This window comes from Streptomyces sp. PKU-EA00015, from assembly GCF_013387495.1.
Lineage (GTDB): Bacteria > Actinomycetota > Actinomycetes > Streptomycetales > Streptomycetaceae > Streptomyces.
In genome coordinates this window covers 55,713-78,800 of sequence record NZ_JABZEE010000047.1, presented here as the reverse complement: position 1 = coordinate 78,800, position 23,088 = coordinate 55,713, and the positions used below count along the sequence as shown (strand labels likewise).

Annotated in this window: 22 protein-coding genes; 1 reads left to right on the top strand and 21 read right to left on the bottom strand. The window is 71.5% G+C overall.

Features of this window, described 5'->3' with window-relative positions:
* Positions 1-138 precede the first annotated feature (138 nt).
* Both HW130_RS26565 and HW130_RS26560 read right to left on the bottom strand, forming a co-directional pair.
* Complete coding sequence (locus tag HW130_RS26565; protein WP_177152248.1) at positions 139-1,215, bottom strand: methyltransferase; 1,077 nt, start codon at positions 1,213-1,215, stop codon at positions 139-141.
* A 67-nt stretch (positions 1,216-1,282) separates the two neighbouring features.
* The gene (locus tag HW130_RS26560) at positions 1,283-2,350 is read right to left on the bottom strand and encodes a nitrous oxide reductase family maturation protein NosD (RefSeq protein ID WP_177152247.1); all 1,068 of its coding nucleotides are present in this window, start codon (positions 2,348-2,350) and stop codon (positions 1,283-1,285) included.
* Between the two features lie 152 nt (positions 2,351-2,502).
* Between HW130_RS26560 and hemC the strand changes: the two genes are divergently transcribed.
* Positions 2,503-3,438 (top strand): hydroxymethylbilane synthase, encoded by a 936-nt coding sequence (gene hemC / locus HW130_RS26555; RefSeq protein WP_177152246.1) that lies wholly within the window; start codon positions 2,503-2,505, stop codon positions 3,436-3,438.
* 22 nt (positions 3,439-3,460) lie between these two features.
* On the opposite strand, the gene HW130_RS26550 is transcribed toward hemC, so the two are convergent.
* The 19 genes from HW130_RS26550 to HW130_RS26455 form a co-directional block, all read right to left on the bottom strand.
* Complete coding sequence (locus tag HW130_RS26550; RefSeq protein ID WP_177152245.1) at positions 3,461-4,060, bottom strand: hypothetical protein; 600 nt, start codon at positions 4,058-4,060, stop codon at positions 3,461-3,463.
* 176 nt (positions 4,061-4,236) lie between these two features.
* Positions 4,237-5,127 carry a trypsin-like serine protease gene (locus tag HW130_RS26545; RefSeq protein ID WP_177152244.1) on the bottom strand — a complete coding sequence of 297 codons (891 nt, stop codon included), beginning with the start codon at positions 5,125-5,127 and terminating at the stop codon, positions 4,237-4,239.
* Between the two features lie 339 nt (positions 5,128-5,466).
* Entirely contained in the window at positions 5,467-6,720 is a 1,254-nt protein-coding gene (locus HW130_RS26535; RefSeq protein WP_177152243.1) for an MFS transporter, read from the bottom strand.
* Positions 6,721-6,769: 49 nt separating this feature from the next.
* The gene (locus HW130_RS26530; RefSeq protein WP_177152242.1) at positions 6,770-7,828 is read right to left on the bottom strand and encodes a diiron oxygenase; all 1,059 of its coding nucleotides are present in this window, start codon (positions 7,826-7,828) and stop codon (positions 6,770-6,772) included.
* An 84-nt stretch (positions 7,829-7,912) separates the two neighbouring features.
* Positions 7,913-8,200: a PqqD family protein gene (locus tag HW130_RS26525; RefSeq protein ID WP_177152241.1), complete on the bottom strand. Its 288-nt coding sequence runs from the start codon at positions 8,198-8,200 to the stop codon at positions 7,913-7,915.
* Positions 8,200-8,988: a nucleotidyltransferase domain-containing protein gene (locus HW130_RS26520; protein ID WP_177152240.1), complete on the bottom strand. Its 789-nt coding sequence runs from the start codon at positions 8,986-8,988 to the stop codon at positions 8,200-8,202. The genes HW130_RS26525 and HW130_RS26520 overlap by 1 nt, the downstream gene beginning before the upstream one ends.
* 92 nt (positions 8,989-9,080) lie before the next feature.
* Positions 9,081-11,279 carry an asparagine synthase (glutamine-hydrolyzing) gene (gene asnB / locus HW130_RS26515; protein ID WP_177152239.1) on the bottom strand — a complete coding sequence of 733 codons (2,199 nt, stop codon included), beginning with the start codon at positions 11,277-11,279 and terminating at the stop codon, positions 9,081-9,083.
* Between the two features lie 58 nt (positions 11,280-11,337).
* Positions 11,338-12,000 (bottom strand): dTMP kinase, encoded by a 663-nt coding sequence (gene tmk / locus HW130_RS26510; protein ID WP_177152238.1) that lies wholly within the window; start codon positions 11,998-12,000, stop codon positions 11,338-11,340.
* Between the two features lie 32 nt (positions 12,001-12,032).
* The gene (locus HW130_RS26505) at positions 12,033-12,848 is read right to left on the bottom strand and encodes a BtpA/SgcQ family protein (protein WP_177152237.1); all 816 of its coding nucleotides are present in this window, start codon (positions 12,846-12,848) and stop codon (positions 12,033-12,035) included.
* Complete coding sequence (gene pyrF / locus HW130_RS26500; protein WP_177152236.1) at positions 12,848-13,594, bottom strand: orotidine-5'-phosphate decarboxylase; 747 nt, start codon at positions 13,592-13,594, stop codon at positions 12,848-12,850. Before pyrF ends, HW130_RS26505 begins: the two co-directional genes overlap by 1 nt.
* A 31-nt stretch (positions 13,595-13,625) precedes the next feature.
* The gene (locus HW130_RS26495) at positions 13,626-15,911 is read right to left on the bottom strand and encodes a M20 family metallopeptidase (RefSeq protein WP_177152235.1); all 2,286 of its coding nucleotides are present in this window, start codon (positions 15,909-15,911) and stop codon (positions 13,626-13,628) included.
* A 362-nt stretch (positions 15,912-16,273) separates the two neighbouring features.
* Entirely contained in the window at positions 16,274-16,471 is a 198-nt protein-coding gene (locus tag HW130_RS26490; RefSeq protein ID WP_177152234.1) for a hypothetical protein, read from the bottom strand.
* A gap of 670 nt (positions 16,472-17,141) precedes the next feature.
* Entirely contained in the window at positions 17,142-18,113 is a 972-nt protein-coding gene (locus tag HW130_RS26485) for a TrmB family transcriptional regulator (protein ID WP_177152233.1), read from the bottom strand.
* Positions 18,106-18,804 carry a hypothetical protein gene (locus HW130_RS26480; RefSeq protein ID WP_177152232.1) on the bottom strand — a complete coding sequence of 233 codons (699 nt, stop codon included), beginning with the start codon at positions 18,802-18,804 and terminating at the stop codon, positions 18,106-18,108. The genes HW130_RS26485 and HW130_RS26480 overlap by 8 nt, the downstream gene beginning before the upstream one ends.
* Positions 18,801-19,718, bottom strand: coding sequence for a dihydroorotate oxidase electron transfer subunit (locus HW130_RS26475; RefSeq protein WP_177152231.1), 918 nt, complete (start codon positions 19,716-19,718; stop codon positions 18,801-18,803). The genes HW130_RS26480 and HW130_RS26475 overlap by 4 nt, the downstream gene beginning before the upstream one ends.
* Entirely contained in the window at positions 19,715-21,034 is a 1,320-nt protein-coding gene (locus HW130_RS26470; protein ID WP_177152230.1) for a Zn-dependent hydrolase, read from the bottom strand. Before HW130_RS26470 ends, HW130_RS26475 begins: the two co-directional genes overlap by 4 nt.
* On the bottom strand, positions 21,031-21,561 hold the full coding sequence (locus tag HW130_RS26465; protein ID WP_177152229.1) for a hypothetical protein: 531 nt from the start codon (positions 21,559-21,561) through the stop codon (positions 21,031-21,033). The genes HW130_RS26470 and HW130_RS26465 overlap by 4 nt, the downstream gene beginning before the upstream one ends.
* Before the next feature lie 61 nt (positions 21,562-21,622).
* Entirely contained in the window at positions 21,623-22,207 is a 585-nt protein-coding gene (locus HW130_RS26460; protein WP_177152228.1) for a hypothetical protein, read from the bottom strand.
* Positions 22,204-23,049 (bottom strand): IclR family transcriptional regulator, encoded by an 846-nt coding sequence (locus HW130_RS26455; RefSeq protein WP_177152227.1) that lies wholly within the window; start codon positions 23,047-23,049, stop codon positions 22,204-22,206. The genes HW130_RS26460 and HW130_RS26455 overlap by 4 nt, the downstream gene beginning before the upstream one ends.
* Positions 23,050-23,088 lie beyond the last annotated feature (39 nt).

The following is a 23,088-nucleotide window of genomic DNA, read 5'->3' as shown; positions in this document are numbered from 1 at the left end:
GGACGCGATGGCCACGCAGTTCTACACCTGGCAGAGCGACAAGGACGCCTGAGCGCGCACGACACCAGCAGCCGGCCCCGCGGATCACCGCGGGGCCGGCTGCTGGTGTCGTGCGCTCCTCCTTGCCGGGCCGGCGGCTCAGCCGGGGACGACGCTCTCGAACGCGTGCAGGTAGGAGTTCACCGGGCGGATCTCCCCGACGACCAGACCGGCGGCCTCCATGCGGCTGGTCATGCTCTCCTTCGTGTGCTTGGCCCCGCCCACGTTCAGCAGGAGCAGCAGGTCCATGGAGGTGGTGAACTTCATCGACGGCGAGTCGTCGACGAGGTTCTCGATGACGATCACCCGGGCCCCGGGGCGGGCCGACCCGACGACGTTGCGCAGCGTCCGGGCGGTGCTGTCGTCGTCCCACTCCAGGATGTTCTTGATGACGTAGACGTCGGCGTCGACCGGCAGGGCCCGACGGCAGTCGCCGGGCACGATGCTCACCCGGTCGGCGAGCGCACCGCCCTCGCGCAGCCGCGGGTCGGCCTTCTCGACGACACCCGGCAGGTCGAACAGCGTGCCTTTCAGGCCGGGGTTCTTCTCCAGCAGGCTGGCCAGCACGTGGCCCTGGCCGCCGCCGATGTCGGCGACCGTCGACGCCCCGGTGAGGTCGAGGAGTTCGGCGACGTCGCGCGCGGACTGCACGCTGGAGGTGGTCATGGCCCGGTTGAACACATGGGCCGACTCCTCCGCGTCCTCGTGGAGGTAGGTGAAGAACTCCTTGCCGTACAACTCCCCGAAGACGCTGCCGCCCGTGCGCACCGCCGTGTCGAGGCGCGGCCAGGCGGCCCAGGTCCACGGTTCAGTGCACCACAGGGCGATGTAGCGCAGGCTGTGCGGGTCGTCCTCGCGCAGCAGCCGGGACATGTCGGTGTGCGCGAACCGGCCGTCCGCGCCCTCGGTGAAGATCCCGTAGCAGGCCAGGGCGCGGAGCATGCGCCGCAGCGCTCTCGCGTCGGTCTTCACGGCCGCGGCGAGGTCCTCCGCGGTCCTTGGGGTGTCCTCCAGGGCGTCGGCGACGCCGAGCCTGGCCGCCGCACGCACGGCGGCGGCGCAGGCCGCGCCGAAGACGAGTTCGCGCAGCCTCATGGAGGCATGGGGTGCGGTGGGCTCGATGGGCGCGGTGGATGCGGTGGATGCGGTGAGTGCGGTGGATGCGGTGGTGGTCATGCCGCCTCGCTTCTCGTGAGTGGGGCCGGGCCTGACGGCCCGGCCAGTCGGTCCCTCGCGGCGTCGCTCAGCACAGTCCGGCGGGTTCGGAGACGCCGCACACGTTGGCGTCGAAGCGGTTGCCGGTGCCGGCGGAGTCCCGGTCGGCCAGGTCGGCCGCCCCGTTGCGCACGACGAAGTTGTCCCGGATGACGTTGTCCGTGCCGGGGATGCCGACGACGCTCTTGAAGAGGACGATGCCGCCGGAGAACGGCGAGGAGCCCACGTTGCCCCACACGAGGTTCCGCTCGACGACGGTGTCCTCGGTGCCGGTGAGGACGATGCCCGCACCCTGGATCTCGGGCAGCCGGGCCGTGGCCTTGCAGGCCTTGTTGTTGCGGAGGACGTGGTTGCCGGTGACCGTCAGGGCGCCCGCGCGCGGCTTCGATTCGTCGCCGACGAGGAAGAGACCGGCGCAGTTCGCCATCATCGTGTTGCGGTCGACCGTCAGGTTGCGCACCCGCCGGACCGTGGCGCCGATGCGGTTGTCCGTCATCACGTTGCCACTGATCCGCGTCCCGAGAGTGTCGGTGGCGCCGGCCTCCTCGGAGACCGTGTTCGCCACGAAGATGCCGGCGTCGCCGTTGGACCGGACGATGTTGCCCGTCAGGACGGAGCGGGTGGAGCGCTGCTCGGCGATCCCCCACGTGCCGTTCTTCTCCGAGGTCACGCCCCGCACGGTCAGCCGGTCGGTCCAGGAGGCCCACAGGCCGCTCTTGGCGAAGCCCGACAGGGCCAGCGCCTGGATGCGCACGCCGTCGACAGACTGCTCGGCCGTGCCGGTCACGCAGACGCCGTTCCCCGCGGCGGCGCAGGCGTTCCCGGCCCGCGCGGTGGCCGCCGCGGGCTTGATCACGGTACGGGCACCCGCCCCGCGCAGCGTCAGGCCGGACGTGGTGATCAGCACGCTCTCGTGGTAGGTACCGGCGGCGATGACGACGGTGTCGCCCGGCCGGGCGGCGTCCACGGCGGCCTGGATCGACTGGCCGGGGCGCACATGGTGGGTGTCGGCGGCGTGGGCGGGGACCGCGGCGGCCACTCCGGAGGCGACGAGCAGGGCCGTGGAAGCGAGGCAGGTGATTTGTCGTTTCGTCATAAGACGAAGCTATGCGCCGAAGCAGATGAATCGGGACATAGCGGGGCAGTCTTCGGTCGTGTCGCGCGCGTCGCTTCCCCGTGCAGCGCAACGGATCTCCCCAGAGGGAGCAACGTCTCAGGGCCTGTCACCGACGCCTTATCGTGGTCGTCATGACTGTGCCCGAGCGGATCCGCATCGTCTCCCGTTCCTCCCCGATGGCCCTCGCCCAGGTGGAGCGCGTACGCGCCGAACTGGCCGCGCTGCATCCCGGCATCCGTACGGAGGTCGTGCCCGTCACCACGACCGGCGACCGGTGGATGGGCGACCTGGCCGAGGTCGAGGGCAAGGGGGCGTTCACCAAGGAGGTCGACGCCGCGCTCCTGGCCGGTGAGGCCGACCTCGCGGTGCACTGCGTCAAGGACATCCCGGCCGACCGGCCGCTGCCCGCCGGCACGACGTTCGCCGCCTTCCTCAAGCGGGACGACATCCGTGACGCCCTGATCCACCCCGGCGGCCTGGCGCTCGACGAGCTGCCGGCCGGTACACGGATCGGTACGTCGTCCGTCCGGCGGACGGCCCAACTGGCCGCCTCGCACCCCGAGCTCGCGTGCGTGCCGATGCGGGGCAACGCCAACCGGCGCCTGGAGAAGCTGTACGCGGGGGACGCGGACGCGCTCCTGCTCGCCGTCTCCGGCCTCGAGCGCATCGGCCGCACCGACGTGATCACCGAGATCCTGTCGGTCGAGACGATGTGCCCGCCGATCGGCGCAGGGGTCCTCGCTCTCCAGTGCCGCGAGCACGACGACGCCGTGATCGACGTGGTGAGCGCCCTCGGCGACCCGGACGCCCACCGGGAGACGACGGCGGAGCGGATGTTCCTGCACGTCCTGCAGGGACACTGCAACAGCCCGATCGCCGGTTACGCGCAGGCCGAGCGGAACGGCGACCTGTCGCTGCGGGCGAAGGTCTTCACCCCGGACGGCAAGACCGTGCTCAACGCGCACGAGTGGGCCGGGCGGCTGGACCCGGCCACACTCGGCACCTCGGTGGCCGTCGCACTGCTGCGCCAGGGAGCGCGCGAGCTGATCGACGGCATCGCGCACTAGAGGAGCGCGACGGGCGTGGTGCTCAGGACTCCTCGAAGTAGGCGTCGAGCACCGCGTCCAGCTCCGCCGTCCACTCCTTGAGCCGGCTCCTGGCGTCCGCCTCGACCTCGGCGTTGAACCAGCGGTTGGCCGCGATGTGGACCGTGACGGTGAAACGGCGGCCGAACCGCGGGGTCTTGACCTCGACCGCGCCGATCTCGTCCCAGCGGAAGTCGGCTTCCTGGTCGTCGAGGCGGAAGCGGACGCCCTCGCGGTTCGCGGAGATCGAGCCGCGGCGGTCGCTGACCTCGAAGACGGGGCCGCCGTCCCCGTCGGCGTCGGCGTCCTCACCGTCCGCTGCCGTGTCGTCCCCGGCCGTGTCGTCCCCGGCCGTATCGTCCGCTGCCGTCTCGTCCCCGGCCGCGGGCCCGGGGGCGTCCTCGATCGCGTCCTCGGCCTCGTCGTCGGAGACCGCCTGGGGGGCGTCCTCCCCGGCGGCGTCCTCCGGCCCCCCGTCCTCGCGCTCCCGCGTCCCGCCGACCGCCGTGGGGGCGGGACGGGCGCCGACGAGGCCGGGGAGGAAGGCCGGGTCCGTGCTCACGGCGAAGTCCGGCTTGATGTTCGGATCTATCTGCTGCTCCACGGCGGGCAGTATGGTCGACGAAGCTGTGCGAGGCCAATGGGCGTTCGGGGCGGCGTTTCGCCGCGGCGGATCCGGTCGGCGTCGAACGGACCGGCCCCGCCGCCCGGTGCGGTGCCCGGTCCTCCGACCGGACGCGGCCCATCGGACAGCGGGGCCCGTTTTCCACCGCCGCGGAATCAGCGGCGCAGCAGCTGCTTCATCCGCTTGCCCTCGCGGGACTCGGCGAGCGTGTCCCACAGCTTCTTCGAGCTGGTGGAGGTGTAGACGCCGGGCGCACCCTGCTCACCGCAGCCCTCGCCGTACGACACGATGCCGATCTGGTAGGTGCGGCCGGCGACCTTGCGGAACAGCGGGCCGCCGCTGTCGCCCTGGCAGGAGTCCTTGCCCTCGACGCCCGCGCAGACGTTGACGGCCTTGTTGTACTCCGGGTACGTCGCCTTGCACTCGGCGTGCGAGAGCAGGGGCACCTTCACGCCGCGCAGCCGGTCGGGGAAGCTGGGCACCTCGGTATCGGTGTTGCCCCAGCCGATGACCGTCGCCTGCGCGCCGGGGCGGAGCAGGGCGTCCGTGCCCGCGGTCGGCATCTTCACGGCGGCGATGCCGGCGACGGGCTCGGCGAGCTCCAGCAGCGCCAGGTCGTACGCCTCGTCCCCCTTGGCGTAACGGGGGTGCGAGACGATGCTCCGCACGTTGCGCAACTGCCCCTGGCGCTTGTCGGACAGCACGGTCCGGCCGACCGTGACCTCCAGCTCCTTCGCCTTGGTGCCCGTCACGCAGTGGGCCGCCGTCAGGACCACGTTCGCGCTGATCAGGCTGCCGCCGCAGAACTGGCGGTCGGTCGGGCTTCCGGAGCCCTTGTTCAGGAGGGCGGCCATCCACGGGTGGGCGGAGACGGGCTGCTCCACGCCTCCGATGATCTTGATGCTGGGCCTGGTCCGCTCCTCGTCGGGTGCCGTGTGCGCGGCGGCCGTGGTGACGGCCGACGCGACGAGGGCCAGAGCCGCACTCGCCACCAGCCCGACGGAGGTTATCCGGCGGACACGGTGACGGGTCGGGGAAACTCTCATGGGGGTTGGTCTCCACTTCTGATCACGGACACCGAAGGGCCGTTCCCGGCAAGGGCGTTGACCCTTCGGCACTGTCGTGTCATCAGAGCGGCAAATCGCGCGTGAGGTTTACTCGCCACCGGAGGTTTTCCGGTGCGGCGCGCTCAGACCAGCGGCTGGTGGTCGAGGCGCGGGAAGTAGCCCTCCCTTGTGCCGTCGCGGCGCACGTCCCACGTGGCGCAGTGGAGGGAGCCCCCGTACTCGCACACGTCGCGCAACGGGACGGACTTCTTCCGCCGCAGGCGAGTCGGTTGCCAGGACCCGGCTCGGCTGCGGCGCACGGGCAGAGACGCCGGGGACTCACCTCAGGTCGCGAGCGCGCCGCACGGGGCTCCCCAGCATCAGCACAGGGATCAGGAGACCGATGCCGCAGGACAACCACAGCGCACCCCGGGTCCCGAGGGCCGTCGCCGTCAAACCGGCCGCGAGCGCGCCGAAGGGTATCGCCCCCCAGGAGACGAAGCGGACCGTGGCCATCACGCGCGGCAGCAGATCGGGCGGGGTCACGGTCTGGCGGTGCGTGCGGGTCAGGATGCTGAACATCACCACGCCGCAGGAAAAGCCCGCGTTTCCCACCACGAACACCGCGAGGAGCCGGCCGGAGCCGCTGAGCGGGAGCAGGAACTGGCAGGCCATCAGGAACACGGTGGCGTACAGCACCGCGCGGGCGCTGCCGATACGCCGCGCCACACGCGGGGTGACGGCCGCGCCGAGCAGGCTGCCGACGCCGCCCGAGGCCATCAGGAGACCGACCAGGCCCGCGGACACGTCCACGGTGCGGACCAGGAAGACCGGAACGAGGGCGGCCAGGGCGCCGCAGCAGAAGTTGATGAGTGTCGCCGCCGCCACGCAGGGCCTGATGACCGGGTGGCGCGCGACGAAGCACCAGCCGTCCTTGATGAGTTCGACCGCCGGGACTCCGCGCCCGCGATCCGCACCGTCGGTCGCGGGCGGCCTCGGAAGGCTCCTGAGCAGAACAGCCGACACCAGGTAACTCGCGGCGTCCACGAGCAAGGTGGCCGGAGCGCCGAAGAGCTGCACGAGCACGCCCGCAGCGGAGGGGCCGCCCAGTTCCGTGGCGGCGTTGGACGCCGATGTCAGGCTGTTGCGCGAGGTGAGCTCCTCCTTGCTGACGATCGACGGCAGGAACGTGGAGTTGCCGACGTCGAACACGACGGTCGCGAGGCCGATCACCAGAGCGACGGCGACGAGGAGCGTCAGGTGCAGGCCGCCGATCGCGGCGGCGACCGGCACGGAGAGCACCGCGACGGCCCGCAGGACGTCCAGGGCCACCTGTGTGCCCCGCAGCGGCAGCCGCTGCACGATCACCCCGGCCGGCAGGCCGATGAGCAGCCAGGCCGCATACCCGGCGGCGGTGACGAGACTGACCTCCAGGCTGCTGGCGTGCAGCAGCTCTATCGCCACCAGGGGCAGGGCCACAGCCGTGACGGCGTCACCGGTTCTGCTCACTGTCGAGGCGGTCCAGTAGCGCCAGAACACCCCCGCCCCGTGACGGGGGGCCGAAGGCGCTGACGCCACGGTCGTTCGAGCCATCGCTGTTACCTTGTTCCTCGATGCGCAGGTGCCGACCTGCGTGTCCGGGTCATGACGCGTAGCCGTGGGCGTGCAGTTCGGCCTGCGCCCGGGGGTCGTCGAAGGCGCCCAGCTGGTCGAGGTAGCGCCGGGTCATGCGCGAGGTCGCCCGCGAGTGCCGGCTCAGCACCTCGGGCGTGTACACCTCGCCGACGACCTGTTCGACCTGCTCCTTCGACAGCCCGTAGCCGGTCAGCTCGGCCCGCAGGCTTTCGAGGTCGGGGAGGAGGAAGGCGTCCATCAGCTGCGGTACCAGCCGTCCCGCGAACTGCCGCTCCGCGGTCGACAGCTGCCCCCACAGGTGCCGCAGGAACGCGGCGAAGTACGCGTGGTGGCGCCCTTCGTCCGCCGCGTGGTCGCGGATCGACTCCCTGACGGCCGGGACGAGGCCGTCGCTGTCCGGGATCTCGGCCAGGCTGGCGGAGATCAGCGTCTCCGAGACGATGACGAAGAGCAGCTCGGCCAGGCCCCGTTCGTCCGCGGGCAGCTTCGCCAGGATCTGCTGCAGTCTGCGCAGGAAGAACGGCTCGTCGGGCAACCGGGGGCGGATGCCGGTGCGCTGCTCGACCTGTCGCATCAGATCGACGGCGGACAGGGCGTGATACGCCTCGTCGCAGTACATCTTGAGCGCGTCGAAGCGCATCTCCTGCGGCAGCCGGACACCGGTCGACCCGTGCGCGATGCCCACGAGGGTCCGGTTGACGACGAGGTACTCCAGCTTCGCGGTGAAGTCCAGGTACCGGTAGAGGTGCTGCACCAGGATCTGGTCGAAGACCGGCTCGGGAAGGGCCTTCACCAGGGGGTGGTGGGCCACGGGGACGAGGTCGGGCGAGAAGAACCGCAGCGCCGTGTCCCCCTCGGCGACGGTCCGGCGCGGTGCCTGGCGCACGCTGGCACGCTCGTACCAGGTGTGGAAGGCGCTGCGGTATTTCTCACCGCTTCCGTCCTCCTCGCCGGCCGGGATCCGAGCGCCGTCGTCCGGGGGCCCGGCGGTGTGCGCGGCCAGCAGGGAGCGGGGGCAGTAGGACAGGGCCGAGCAGCCCACGAACATTCCGACGGTTCCGCACACCTCAGCCGCCCCCGTTCCGTCGCGGGTGCGCCGGCGACGCGTGCGGCCGCCGCTCGGGGCGGGCGCCCGGGCCCGGACTCCTCCTCATACGGCGACCGTGACCATTCCGCACGCCAGCAGCTCGGACAGCAGCTCGACGCTGTCCGCGGTCGCCTCGTCCGCCGACACGTCGTACTCGGTGGAGAGCAGTTCACCGATCTGCCGGACGGTCGTGGCGCCGTCGAGCCGTTTGAAGACGAACTCGGCGACCTCGTCCAGCTCCAGTGTGCTGTCGGCGCGGGCGACGAGGAGACTGCCGCGGAACTTGCGCACCCGGATGTCGGTCGAGCGGCGGACCACCGACTTCTCCGTGAGAGGGGGACCGGCGTCCATCAGATCTCCACCTCCATGCACAGGCGGTTGCACACCTCGACGGTCTCCTTGACCCAGATCTCCGGAGCGGCGGGGTCGAATCCGCGCATGGTCTCCAGCGCCCAGTACTCCTCGAACGACAGCTGCGCGGGGGCCGCCTCCTGGAACCGGCGGGCCCGCCACTTGGGCTGCGCCGAGCCGAAGCACCCGTGGGACTCCAGCAACGCGTCGACGACGTGGCCCACGGCGCGGCGCGCCGACAGCACCGCGGACGCGGTGTCGCCGGCGTCGAGCTGTCCCAGCGCGTCCTCGACCGCGGAGTCCAGCCCCGCCAGCGAGCGTGTGGCGGCGAAAGCGCGGAAGGCGGACTCCCCCAGCTCGCGGCAGCGCTGCCGGACCCACGCCTCACCGACGAGCGGGATGCAGGTCAGCAGCCGCTCCAGGCACAGCTCCTCGACGTCCAGGAGCACCTTGGCGGAGACGGTTCCCGAGTCGAACCGCTCCCAGGAGACCTTGTCGAGCAGCTGGCCGATCTGGTCGTCGGTCCAGTACTTGATCTCCCAGCGCCGGCCGTCCACGTGGACGGTCACGGTGGGCACCGTGCCGGGCCGCAGGGGCACCGGGAGGGGACGGGCGCGCTCTGTCGCGAAGGGCTCCCCCGTGACGACGACGAGGTCGTAGTCGCTGCGCTCGTTCGCCCAGCCGCGGGCGACCGAGCCCACGCACAGCACGGCCCTGTGGTCCTCGGGCAGCAGCCCCTCGTTCCGCAGCCGTGCGACGACACCCTGGAGGTCCGGCAGTGAATCCATGTCCCTTCCCTTTCTGTTGTGCTGAGGGGTCCGCGCACGCGCCGCCGCCCCGCCCGGTGGCGGAACGGGATGCGGGAGGGGGCGGCGCCCCGTCACGGCGTGCCGGCCGCCGGCAGGAGGAGCCCCGCCTCCAGCGCCTCGGAGAGCAGTGGTTCGAGCGGCTTGAGCTCCAGCCCCAGGGCGGACACCACATCGGCGAGGGGCCGCACGCCGTCGAGCGCCCGGAGCAGCGGGATCCAGTCCGGCTCCTCGGACTCGTCGACGACGTACTCGATGCTGCCTTCCACGGCGAGGTACCAGGTCGTCGGATCGTCGGGCGACCGCAGCAGCAGAAGTTCCTCCGCGCGGGAGAGGACGGCCTGCGGGTCGACCGCGGGCCGCCGGACGACGAGCGCCGCGATCTCCGCCGTCTGCCGGTCCCAGTCGGTGATCGGCACCGCACGCGGGATCGCCGCCTTCGGCGCCGAGACCAGCGGCTCCGGCAGGTCGGCGGCCATGCTCTCCAGCAGCCCGAGGTTGACGGCACGCAGCGGGAACTCGACATAGCCGGAGCCGGGGTCGTTCTCGATCCGGCGCACCATGGCGCGGATGTTGTCGGCGTCGAGGTACTGGCGGGCGCCCGGTCCGCTCAGGGCCTCCTCCAGCAGCAGACCGCCCTGCTGCCCGAGCATCCTGGCGAAGGCCCGATAGGTGTGGGCCACCCCGGATCCGTAGAAGAACGGGATCTTGGGGCGGTTCACCACCTCGTCGGGCAGGACTCCGGCCAGTGCACGGCGCAGGATCTGCTTGTCCCAGATCAGAGCGGGACGCAGGGCCTGCGGGACCGCCGCCACGATCTCCACCAGACGATGGTCGAGGAACGGTACCCGCGCCTCGATGCCGTTGCCGGCGGCGGTTCGGTCCTCGTGCCAGCAGTTGTAGAGCTGGACATCGCGGTACTTGGTGCGGAACAGCATCTCGTACGCGTCGGGCCTGCCGCCGCCCGCGGCCGCTCGCAGGGCTTCCGCCCGGACCAGCGGCAGGCCCGGCTGGTCCCACCATGCCCCGAGCTCGGGGCGGCGCTGCTGATCCCACCTGATGCCCATCCGCCCGGTGTTGGCCGCGAAGTCGGACCAGTCCCCGCCCCCCGCGAGGGAGGACGTGTACCCGCCGTTGAACTCGTCGGAGCCGCCGCCGAGCAGCATGGCCTTGATCTCGGGCGCGTGCGCGCCCACGTGGCGGTAGAGCTCGTACTTGTAGTACGTCTCCGGTCCGGCGAGCGGAGTCTCCATCTGCCACAGGTGGCGCTTCCACTCCTCGATGCCGGGAACGGCGGCCGTGTCCTGCAGCACCTGGTGGTTGACCAGACCGAGCCCGGCCGCCGTCCGGTGCGCCCATTCGGCGTCCCGGTTCTCCAGCGTGCTGCCGTTGAGCGCCGTGAAGGTGCGGGGCTTGATGCCGGCCAGTGCCGCCACCGCCGCGGAGTCGATCCCTCCGCTGAGGAACAGGCCGATCTCGACGTCTGCCATCTGGCAGTCCTGGACGGAGGCAGCCAGTGCCTCGCCATACGAGCGGACGAGGTCCGACTCGGAGCCGGTCCGGGAGCCGTCGAACTCGGGGAAGGACCAGTACCGGTGGGACCGGCGCTCGCCGGAGACGAGGTCGAAGGTGAGGACCGACGCGGCCGGGGCGAGTTCGATGTCCTTGAACCAGGCGTGCGGCGGTGCGTCGTCCAGCACGAGGTTGCCCGTCATCTGCTGGTCGGAGAGCGCCCGCTCCCAGTCCACCTCCCTCGGGCAGTCCGGGTCGTCGAAGAGCGCCTTGATCTCCGACGAGAAGACGACGCGGTCCTTGTTCGCGTGGAAGTACAGCGGCTTGATGCCGAAGCGGTCCCGCGCGAAGACCAGCCGGCCCCGGTCCCGGTCCCACAGGACCACCGAGAACATGCCGCGCACCTGGTCGAGGAAGGACAGCCCGTCCCGCCGGTACAGGTGGAGGAGGACCTCGCAGTCCGAACCGGTGAGCAGCTGCGTCCCGGCCGGCAGACCGGCGGCCAGTTCACGGTGGTTGTAGATCTCGCCGTTGGCTATGAGCACCAACGAGCCGTCCTCGGTGCTGAGCGGCTGGCCGCCGCCCTGTGGGTCGACCAGGGACAACCGCACGAAGCCCAGGCCGACGGGGCCGGAGCGGAAGAACTCCGTCTCGTCGGGGCCCCGATGGGCGATCGTGCGCGTCATACGCCGCAGCAGGCCGTCCGCCGCGGCGGGGAGCTCGCCCCCGCCCCATCTCGCTGTTCCCGCCAGGCCACACATGTCTACCTCACTCGCTGCTGCTGCGTTCTCTTCCGCCGGCCGGAACGGCCGGGCAGGCTCACCCCGACAAGGAGTCCTTCATATGGCGCAGGATCGAGGCGGTGACCTCCTCCCGGGGGGCCCCACCGTCGATGTGGACCAGTTCCGGGCCGAGTTCCTCGTACGTGCGGGTGATGGACTCGATCCGCTCCGCCGACTTCTCCTCGTGCTTCAGCCGGTCGCCGTCGCGCACACGCAGACGCCGGAGCAGCTCCTCGGTGGGCAGCTTGAGGTAGAAGGCGTGGTCGGGGCGGGGGATCCCGCTGTTGATCGTCGCCAGGAAGCGGAAGTCGACCCCGCGGTGCACGAAGACGCCGAAGGTGGCGTAGACGTAACGGTCGCAGAGCACGACCGCGCCGCGCTCCAGGGCGGGATTGATCACCTCCATGACGTGCCGGCGGCGGTCGGCGGCGGCCAGCAGGGCGAGGATGTACGCGGTCTCCACGGAGCCGCCCTGGTCGTGGAAGACCTGCACCTCTGCCAGTTCCCGGTACCAGTCGGCGGGCTGGCGCGTCTCCACCACTTCCCTGCCCTGCGCGCGGACGGCCTCCGCGACCCGCTCGATCTGGGTGGTCTTGCCGGACCCGTCGAAACCGACGATCGACACGAGCAGTCCGGTGTCGGTCCTCTCCGGCTGGAAGAGGCCGGCCATCGCCTCGTCGTCGACTCTGCGCTGCGGCATGTTCTGTCCTGGTTCTCGTCGATCGGTGGTCGTCATGCCCGGGCATCCCCCGGGTGCGTGCCGGCTGCGGAGCGCAACGCGCGCACACGTTCCATCAGATCGGCCACCCGTGACTCGTCCACCGGGTTGCCGGGCACTCCGTCCACCTTGAAGTAGCTGCCGACGATGAAGCCGTCGGCGTGCTCGTACACGCAGGCCAGATTCCCGGGAGTGACGCCGCTGCCGACGAGCAGGGGACCGGCCGTCGCCCGGCGTGCGGTCAGCAGGTCCTGCGGGCTGGTCTCCAGGCCGGTCAGTTCGCCCGAGACGATGATCCCGTCCGCCCGCTGGGAGAGGTCCCTGACCTCGGTGGCGAGGTCCTGGTAGACGAACGGCTGCGAGTGCTTGACACGCGCGTCGGCGAAGATCGCCACGTCGCTGCCCAGCGCCCGGCGCAGCCGCAGCGTCTCGTGACTCCTGCCCGTGAGCAGACCCTGTTCGGACAGGACCGCTCCGACGTGCACATTGACGCGGATGAAGTCGGCACCGGTGGCCGTGGCGACGGCGAGGGCCGCCGAGGCGTCGTTGCGCAGGACCGCGACGCCCGTCGGGACCGTGGACATCCGCACGACCTCGCGCGTGACACCGGCGACCGTGGCGGTGGTCTCGACGGGCACGGTGTCGGGGTGGAACGGGGCGTCCCGGAAGTTCTCCACGATCAGGGCGTCGACGCCGTGCCGCAGGAACACCTCGGCGTCGCGGAGCGCGGAGTCGTAGATGTGGTCGATCTTGCCGTCGTATCCGGGCGACCCCGGAGTGGGCGGGAGGTGCACGCAGGCGATCACGGCCTTCTCGGGCAGGGTGAGCATCAGGCGATCCCCTCGATCTCATGGAGGACCTCCAGAGCGGCCTTGCGCCGGTCCGCCGCGTGGTGGATGCGGCGGCCGAGGACGAGCAGGGACGATCCGCCGGCGAGCGCCTCGGCATGGGTGCCGATCCGCTTGTGGTCGTTGCCGCTCTCCCCCGGGGAGCGGGTTCCGGGCGTCACGTAGAAGAAGTCGTCCGGCAGTCCGGGACGCACGAGGTCGATCTCGGACGGCGCGCAGACGATGCCGTCGAGGCCCGCCTCGGCGGCGAGCAGCGCCCGGCGGCGTACCTCGTCCTCGATCGTGCCGGACACGTTGAGGTCCCCGTTCAGCGTCTCGCGGTCCACGCTGGTGAGCAGGGTGACACCGACGAGCTTGGGGCGCTCCACGCCGAGTTCGGCGGCGGTCCGGTCGGCGGCGGTGACGGCGGCCCGCATCATCTCCAGGCCGCCGCCGGTGTGCAGCGTGACCAGATGGGCGCCCAGGCCGGTGACGGCGTGACCGTAGCCGGCCAGGGTGTTCGGGATGTCATGGAGCTTGAGGTCCATGAAGACCTTGACGTCCCGCGCGAGGAGTTCCCGTACGAGGTCGGGGCCGTGGAGCGTGAACGCCGAGTTGAGCTTGAAGTACCCGATGAGGTCCTTCAGTTCGTCGACCAGCGCGAGGATCTCGCCGCGGTCCGCGAGATCGAGGGCGAGGCAGAGGCGCTCGCGGCCGCTCGCACCCAGGTCGTTGCCGATTGCTGTCACGTGATGTTCCTGTCTCGATGGGTGGCCGCATTCACCGCTGGTCGCCGACCAGGATGCTGCGAAAGATCTCGGTGGCCGCGGTCAGTTCGTCGAGGTCTACGACCTCGGTCTCCGCGTGCGAACAGCGCGCGTCGCCCGGTCCGAAGACGAGGCTCGCCCCGCTGAACCCGGCCAGGACGCCGGCTTCGCTGCCGTAGGAGAAGGTCTGCGGCTCGCAGCTGCCCGTCACATTCTTGACGGCCGCGAAGAACTCGGGCACGAGCGGCGAGGCGGGCGGCACCTCGTTGGGCGGTGACACGAAGGTCAGCGGCTCCAGGACGAAGTCCACCTCGACGGGCACCAGTTCGCGCAGCTCACGCTCGATGTCGGCGGCGAACCGCTCGCCGGTCGTGCCCGGCAGGAAGCGGCCGTCGAACCGGACCGTCACTTCGGTGGCGCTGAGGTTCATCCCGCCGTTGCTGTCGAGCCGGGTGACGGTCAGCGTCGGCGTGCCCAGGTCCGGGTGGCCCAGGCGGCGTGCCAGGTCCGCGTTCAGCCGGGCGACGGCTCGCACCAGCTCGGCCGCCGACCCGACGGCCGTGACCTCGGCGGGATACGCCGCGTGGCTCCCCGGCCCCCGGACGCGGAAGGCGCCCCGCACGATGCCCTTCTGCGCCACGACGGGGACCAGCCCCGTGGGCTCCCCCGTGACGGCCAGCGTCGGGCTCATGCCGTGGGAGGCGAGGGCACGGGCGCCCCGGAGCAGGCACTCCTCGTCCACGGTGGCGGCGAGGTACGCCTCGCGCCGGTCGGGCGAGGCCGCGGCCTGCAGGAACGCCGTCATCATCGCGGCCAGTGAGCCCTTGGCGTCCGCGCTCCCCCGCCCGTACAGGGAGCGGCCCTCACCGACCGCCTCGTACCCGGCGCGTGGTCCTCCCGCCGGATAGGTGTCCATGTGCGCGCTGAGCAGGACGACCTCGTCGTCGGCGGCGCCGGCGCGCGACAGGTGGGCGATCACGTTGCAGCGCCCGTCGGTCACCTCCCGCGTCTCGACGTCGAGCCCGGCCGCCCGCAGGCGGTCCGCCACGAAGGCGGCCAGATCTCGCTCGTCCGCGATCCCCTCGGAGCCGGGCAGCAGCGGGTTGACGCTCGGTACGGCGATCAGCTCACGCAGCAGGGCCTCGACGTCGGGGGTCGGCATGTCGGCGGCGGTGACGTCCGCGGCGGCGGTGAGCAGACCGGGGTGAAGACGTGCCGCACGGTCGTAGGTCTCCCGGAAGGCGGTGAAGACCTCCTCGCCCCGGTCGCTGAAGATCTCGCCGGCGTGCGGGCCGATCAGACGCAGGTCCCGCAGGTGGCGGCGGCCCACGGACGCGAGGTGTTCCTCGAAGGACGGCAGCTCCCGGGCGTCGGCGAGACCCTCGTCGAGCACGCCGAGGACGATCTGGTACTCCATGTGCTCGGTGAACAGGCCGTGGAACGCGTCGTAGACGTTGCGCGGATCGTCCTGGCCGATCACCCCGGAGAGCGGGGCCTCGGGGTCCACCCGGAAGAAGTCCCCGCGGCTCAGCGTCGCCTCGCTGAACAGGACGTGCCCACCCTGGTGGACGAGTTCCTCGACGAAATAGTCCGTGCCGGCCGCCGGCGGAACGTTCAGGAAGACCATTCCGTGCATGCCCAGAGCGGCGAAGGACTCGGCCGTCGGGTGCTCGTAGAGAAAGATCGCGCGCAGGGATTCGGTGAGCGCCCGGTGGTAGGCCGGGCTCACGGCCGCGACAAGGTCGAGGGCACGGGAGATGTGCGGCAGGTGCGCCTGGACGTCGGCGATGACGGCCAGGTCCTCGTACCGGTCGATGTGGCGTTCCAGGAAGGCGTCGAGGATCGGGTCCAGCCGGTCGACGAGCTCGATCGCCGTGCCGGGCACGCGGGTGACCGGCTCGAGGGCGTACGACTCGTCCCCGGTTTCCTCCGTCAGCGCGCGGGCGGTCGTGTCGTGGCGCACGGTGAGCCGGGCGGAGCGGTGCGGTGTCGTGCAACGTCCCAGGCCGGGTACGTAGACGACACCCTCGTCGTCCGTCAGGACCTCGCGTGGCGCGCCGTCGCCGGGGCAGGACGCGAGGACGAGTTGGTCGGCCGTCATGGAGCGGAAGCCGCCGAGCACCAGCTGGCTGTACAGCCGCGGCTCGTAGAAGGCATCGGCCGGGGCGGTCCCGGTCGCGGCACTGCCGGTTTCCTGCTGGGCGGACAGCGTCCGCATGGCCTCGGCGAGTTCGGATCGCGCCGCACGCCGCTGGTCGCCGAGCAGCCCATCGAAATCCATGTGTCCAGGTGCCGTCATCGACGCAGCCCCCTCAGTTCGGTCCTGTCGCCAGGTCGCGGCGGCGGCTTCGCGCCGCCGCCGCGCCCCGTGCGTCACTTGCTGTTCTGGCAACCACGCTTGACGGCGCCGGTGGACAGCTGCTTCATGATGTCTGCGGAGATCATTTCTCCACTCCTTTTCCTGGTCCTGAACACCGTTCTTCGGTGTTCTGATGTATGCGAAACGAGCTGCTGATCGGCACACCGCGGGTGCGGCATGCACGACGGACGACTCAGGCGCCGTTCACGAGGACGGTGCCCTGGTCGACCTTCTTGGAGGCCGGCTTGACGTACTTGCGCATCGAATACACCCCCCTTCGGCTTCGCATATTCCGGGTCCACTCAGGCGTTGCCGCTGACAATGGTGCCCTGGTTGACCTTCTTGGAGGCCGGCTTGACGTACTTGCGCATCGAAATACACCCCCTCGTCCACTCCTTCGGCGATCCGGATCCCGGCGCGTTCGAAACATTGCCGAGAACGCGATGGAAAGCCGCTTCCTTCATGCGGATCGACGGATGACGCGACGCGTTCACCGCCACCACATCATCCCCGCCAGAATCATGTCGACTTCCGATCGGGACAGGTCCTGGGAGTGCGTTTCGCCATCGTCGCCGGCCGGTGGGCCGGCTAGCGGCTTTCGCAGCTCCCGCAAGGAATTCGGTCCGGATCCCTCACGATTCGACACATGCACGAAGGCTGGCCCTCCAGCAATCCCTTGCCCCTGACGGAGCTTGCCGGGACGACGCAATAGCGTGCCATCTCAAGTCCTCACACGAGTGGCGGTGCGCGGCAGCACCATCCGCATCCGCTTGGCCTCAATACTCCGTCATGTCAGGGCACGAAGGAAGACCGAACGGCTGGCACAAAATGACCTGGCACATTCGTGCCCGCGCCTTGCGGCACAATTGTGCCGGGCCAGTTCGTGCCACAACTGCGTGCTGACACACGGGCGTTCGCTGTGCCACGATCCATGGCACCGGGTCCGAGATTCCGACATCGGCCCCGGATACCAATGCCGTACGCCATGGAGGCGTACCGAATGGAAATGGGAGAAAACCATGACCGTGAACGCCGATGTCCTTCGCCAGCTGTCGACCGGCGCCGTGAAGCGCGGCTGCCAGAACTGCGGCAAGTGAACTGATGCGGATTGCGGTCGGCGTCGTCCCGGACGACGCCGCCGCAATCCGCTGCCGCACCGTGCGGCGGAGCTCACAGAAGTCCGCGCTCGGCGGCCCGCTGGCCGAGCTGGAACCTGCTCTGCGCGTCGAGGAGTTCGGAGAGCTTGGTGAGCATTCTGCGTTCGGTGCGCAGGGACACACCGAGTTTGCGGGCCGCGGCCTCGTCCGTGAGGCCCTGACCGAGCAGCCGCAGGAGTTGGCGGTCCTGTGAGGTGATCGCGTCCTTCTCACCGCCGGCGCCGAGAGGCGTGGCAGAGGCCCAGACCGTCTCGAAGAACGAGCGCAGAAGCGCGACGACGGCCGGCTCCTCGATCACCAGGGCGTCCTCGGCGGTGTTGCCGGGGTTGAGCTGGACCACAGCCCGCCTGCCGTCGGCGATGTGCGCGCGGAACGCGAGACGGGGAACCGTCCGGATCTGCGCGCCCTGCCGGCCCGGCGCGTGCCCCGTCCAGGCTGTGGCCCGGCGCACGTGGTCGGGACAGACGACCCTGACGGTGACCGGCCGGGTCCGCCTTGCCGCACTCGGCGCCTCGCCCTCGCCCCCGTCGTCGCCGGCCCTGGGCTCGTCCGAGGCGAACGACAGCAACTCCCTTTCCGCGCCGGCCTCGATACCGGCGATGCGCCGGCACACCGCCGCCTCCCCCTGGACATGTTCCACATGCATGCCCGGCACCGAGGCGTACGCGGACGCGCGGTGGTCCACCAGCGGCCCGGCCGCGCCCCGGGCTTCCTCCGGCGCCTGTTGCCGGCGCACGGTCTCGGTCCGCTTCCGCGCGAGCAGTGCCCGGAGGCCGAGCCGGGGGCTCAACGGCTGGACGGAATCGGTCTCTTCCCAGGAACGGTGGACCAGAGCCAGGTCGGCGAGCTCGTACAGCGCCCGCCGGATCTCCGACTCGTCCAGCGTCAGGCTGTCACGCAGCCCGTGCAGATCGATTCCCGGCCGCCGCAGCATCTCCTGATAAACAGCGGCCGTGGTGTCCTCTACCTCCCAGAGGTCAAGCATGGTCCTCCTCGTGGTTCCTGAACTCGCGGCACAGGTGGGGCCTGGGATTTCTCGACGTCGCCCGAGCGCTCAGCACGCCGGGCCGCTCCGTACCAGCAGCCCGGCGCGGTCCGCCGTCACCCGGCCGGCCACGGCGGTGGCGACCGCGCGGCGCATCGGCACGGGGTCGTCGACGCACCGCCCCGTCATCGGAGAAGAAGCGGGCCCCCGCCCGCGCCATGGCGGCGAGCGGTGCGGGCGCGGTGCCCGCGAGGCCCTGGGTGATCGCGCCGACCGGGTGCACCCCGCACGCGGCGGCCGCGACGGCCCTGGCGGCCGTACGGGAGACGGGCGTGACGCGGTCCGAGGCGTCCGTGACCGGGTCGCAGTCGGCCATCGCGAAGACGTCGGAGCAACCGCCCTCCGCGGCGGCACGGGAGCCGCAGGCGATGGTCTCGCTCTTCTCGCCGCCGGACTCCCGCAGGTGGGGGCGGCGATCGACGAGCCCAGGCAGCATCACCAGTTCGGTGGCATCGATACGTCGCGTTCCGGAGGAGTCGGCGGCCTCCGGTCCGACGGTGACGATTCTCCCGTCGTGGATCAGCACATCGGTGGGCGGGGCGCCGAGCACCCGGACGCCGCTGAGCACCACGGCACCCAGCGTTCCCAGGTGCGCGGCGACCCCGGGCGCCGTCGTACGGGCGGGGGTCACCGCAGGACGCCCGATGCCCCGGCGAGCGGCTTGTCGCCGGTCGCACAGCCGCCGCCGATACGGAACACTGGGCCGTCCTTGCAGATCAGCGGGGACTCGGCGGAACCGCTCCGGGTGCCGGTCGCGCAGCCGTGGCAGTAGCCGAGACCGCAGGCCATGTGCGCCTCGAGGGACACCTGCACGTCCGCGCCCCAGCGCCGCCCCAGCTCGCCGCACAGCCGGGCCAGCCGCTCCGAGCCGCAGGTCATGATCTGCTGCGGCGGACCGGCGTCCAGGTCGGCCGTCAGCAGACGGCGCAGGCTCTCGACGGTGCTGGACCCCGAGGCGTCCGTGACCTCGTGGACGGCCGCGGCGCCGAACTCGCGGTACAGCCCGCCTCCGATCAGGTTCGCCTCGTCACGTGCGCTGGTGACGGCGACGACTTCGGTGGGCCCGCCGGCGAGGTCCTGGGCGACGGTGGTGACCGAACAGGTGCCGATGCCGCGGCCCATGAGCAGAACCCGGCGGGCGGCCGGGTCCAGTTGGAAGCCCTGGCCGAGCGGCCCCACCGTGAGCATGCGCTCTCCGGGGCGGAACGTGCTCAGCCGCCGGGTGCCCGCGCCGACGACGCGGTAGACGCACTCCACCGTGCCGGCCGCGGCGTCCCGGCGGTACACGGCCATCGGTCTCGGCAGGACCGGGCCCCTCTCGTCCTCGCGGGCCGCCGTCAGCATCACGAACTGCCCCGGGCGGGTGAGTCCGGCGACGCTGGGGGCGTGCAGCCGCAGGTGACGGTACTGCTCCCCGACCGGAAAGTGGTCGAGCACGTCGGCGTGATGCCAGGTGGGGCGCGCGCGGGGGGAATGCCGGTCGTCCCGTATGACGGTGAGCGAGGCGCTCGGCGCGGGCCGGTCCGAAGCGGCGGCGCTCGTCATGTCCCGTTCTCCTCTCGTTCGTCGTGCCCGTCGCGCGCGGCGGCCAGGCGGCGGTCCAGTTCGAGCAGCCCGGCCGCCAGGACGTCGGCGCCCAGGGCCAGTTCGTCCGCGCCGGTCCATTCGAGAGGGCTGTGGCTGATGCCCTCGCGGCTGGGCACGAAGACCATGCCGGTGGGCACCACGTGGTTGACCATCTGGGCGTCGTGGCTCGCGCCGCTCGGCAGCACGCGGTGGTCGACGCCCAGCCCCCGGCACGTGTCGGCCAGGGTCTCTCGCACCCAGCCGGGAAGGATCACCGGTGACGCGTCGGCGAGGGCGCGGGCGGTGAGGCCGACGCCCCGGCGGACGCACAGTGCCTGTGCCCGCTCCACGATCTCCGCGGCGGTCAGGCGCTGCCGGTCGCTGTCCACGTCCCGCACGTCGACGTACAGGTCCGCCTTGCCGGCGATGGTGGTGATCGAACCGGGCTCGACCTGCAGCCGGCCGACGGTCGCCCGGGTGCCGTGGTGTCTGGTGTCGTTCGCGAGCGACTCGATGAGCAGCACGATTTCCGCGGCCGCCGCCATGGCGTCCGCGCGCAGGTGCATCGGCGTCCCTCCGGTGTGCGAGGCTCGGCCGGTGACCTCCAGGAGTAACCGGGTGCTGCCGGAGATCAGGTCCACGACACCGATCGGCGTTCCCGCCGCCTCCAGAACGCCGCCCTGCTCGATGTGCAGTTCGACGAAGGCGGCCCAGTCCGCCGGCTCCCAGCGGGCCGCGCCCACCGCCTCGGGCGGCAGTCCCACCGAGCGCAGGGCGTCGGCCAGAGTGATCCCGTCGGCGTCCTGCTTGTCCGCCAGGTCCTGCGCGGCGGTGAGCCCGGACACGATGCGGCTGCCGGTGCACGCCTGTCCGAAACGGGCGCCCTCCTCCGCTGCGAAGGCGACGAAGCGCACGGGATGGGCATGGGCCACGTCGTGGTCGCGGTAGAGACGAGCCGTCTCCATCGCCGCTACCACGCCCGCGATTCCGTCGTACGCGCCCGCGTTGGGAACGCTGTCGAGGTGCGAGCCGGTGCCGAGCGCCGGCAGACCGGGGACGGTGCCGGCGCGTTCCGCGATGGTGTTGCCCGCCGCATCGGTCCGCACGGTCAGTCCCAGGGAGCGCATCTCGTCGGCGAAGACCGCGTGCGCCTCGCGTTCCAGAGGCGTGTACGCCAGGCGGGTCACTCCGGGGCCGGAGCCGGGTTCGCTGAGTGCGGCGAAGGTGTCGAGGCGCTTCTGCAGGCGCTCCGGATCGGCGTTCAGCCGGGCCGGCGCCGTCGTGAGGTTGCTCATGCCCCGCCGCTCCCCGCCTCCGGGTGTACGGCCGGGTCGGCGGTCGGGCCGTCGGCGGCGAGCAGGGCCACCAACGGGAGGTCACCCTCCGGCCGTTCGGGGCTCGCGAGCACGGACGCGACGGCGACGATCTCGACCCGGACCAGACGCGCCATGGTGACCAGGGCCTGCAGGCGCATGGGGTTGGTCCAGGCGGTGGCGAGCAGGGCGACCCGCGCGCCGGCGGGGATGTCGGCGGAGAGCGCGACGACTCCCTCCACCTCGTCGGCGCGGACCACGGCGGCGCCCAGCTCCCTCGCGACGACATGTCCCAGGACGGCCTCGTCGCTGGTGTTCCAGAAGACGACGGTCGTCGCGTCGTGGGGACGCAGCGCCTCGGCGAGCGAACGGCCGATGAACTCGACGGCCTCGGACGAGACGGCCGTGTTCAGTGTGGGTCCGTGGGTGTCGGGGGCGGTGCCGAGTTCGCGGACGGCGTCGGCGACACCGGCGTACGCGGTGTTCGGGCCGGAGCTGTTGTGCGACATGTGTGACTCTCTTCCTTTCGGGCGTGTACGGCCGGCCGCGTGGGGAGGCCGGCCGCGTGCGTCACAGGGCGGTGCCGTCGGTGAACAGCGCCCGCAGCTGGTGACCTGCGGCACCGAGGCGGGCGACCGCTCCCTCGTCGCGGTCGATCACCGTGAGGACCGAGGCGATGCGGGCACCGTGCCGGCGGACCAGTTCGGCGGTGCGCAGCGCGCCGCGGCCGCCGGCCGTGACAGTGGTGAGGACGACGATCCGCTCTCCGCGGTGCACTTCGCCGAGCAGTTCGTCGCCGCCTTCCGTCACCGAGCGTCCCCCTGCGAGGGCGAAGGGCAGCCCGGTGTGCAGGGCGACGGCGGTGACCAGCGGGGTGTCGGCGCGGTCGGCGGCGACGAGCCGGTCGAGCCGTGCGGGGAGCTCGTGGGCCAGCAGGACGGCCAGCCGCCGCAGGATCGTCGGCCGGGTGTGCAGCGCGTACGGGTCGACCGTGTGTCCCGGTGCCGGTACCCCGTGAGGGTGCGTGCTCGACCGGGGGCCGGCCTGGCGGGCGGCGGCGAAGAGGTCGGCGCGCAGTTCGCTGCGCCGCCGCTCGGGGGCGAGGAAGACCGCCACGGCGTCGCCCTGTGCGGCCAGTTCCTGGGCGAGGCTCATCGCACCTCCTCCACGGTGTCGTCGGCCTGCTGCGCCGGGCCGGTCGTCCCGGCCGCAGACGCGGAGGGATCACCGGCGCTGTCGGGCCACTCCCCGTTGAAGCCGAGTTCTGTGGACAGCTCCCGCGCGGCGGTGAGGACGGTCTGCACCGCCGTGGCGCGGGTGAGAGGGTCACGCATCCTGCTGCCGGCGGCCGCGAGCGTCACACTGGCCGCGACCGCGCCGGTGGAGGTGAACACCGGTGAGGAGACGGCCCAGACGCCGCGGTCGAGTTCGTCGTCGCACACGTCGTACCCACGGGCCCGCACCAGTGTGAGGTGGGCGAGCACCTCGTCGACCGTCACCGGGGTCTCCTCGGTGAAGGCGGTGAGAACGCGCTTGGCCAGCAGGTTGCGTACGTCCGGCTCGGGCCGGTAGGCCAGCAGCGACCGGCCGGACGCGGCGGCGTGCAGCGGCATCTCCTGGCCGATGCGGACGAACAGGCGCAAGGGGTGGCGGCCTTCGGACAGGGCGACGCACACTGCCCTGTCCCCGATCAGCTCCGTCAGGAAGACGGTCTCGCCGCTCGCCTCCGCCGCTGCGACGACGGCACGGTGCGGGGTGACCAGGAGAGCGGACTGGTGCTGGTTCTGCTCGGCGAGCTGACGGGCGATCGGTCCGAGGAAGAAGCGCCGGTTCACCGGTGAGCGGGTGACGAAGTCCTCGTTGCCGAGGGTGGTGAGCAGGCGGTGCAGGCTTCCGACCGGAATGCCCAGTTCTTCGTGAAGTTCCTGGAGGGTGGCGCCCTTCGGCTTGGCGGCCAGCGCCCGCAGGACGTGCAGCGCACGCACCACGACTTGCATGGATGTCTCCTTCGTTCGTCCGGCGGAGGCCGGACCTGG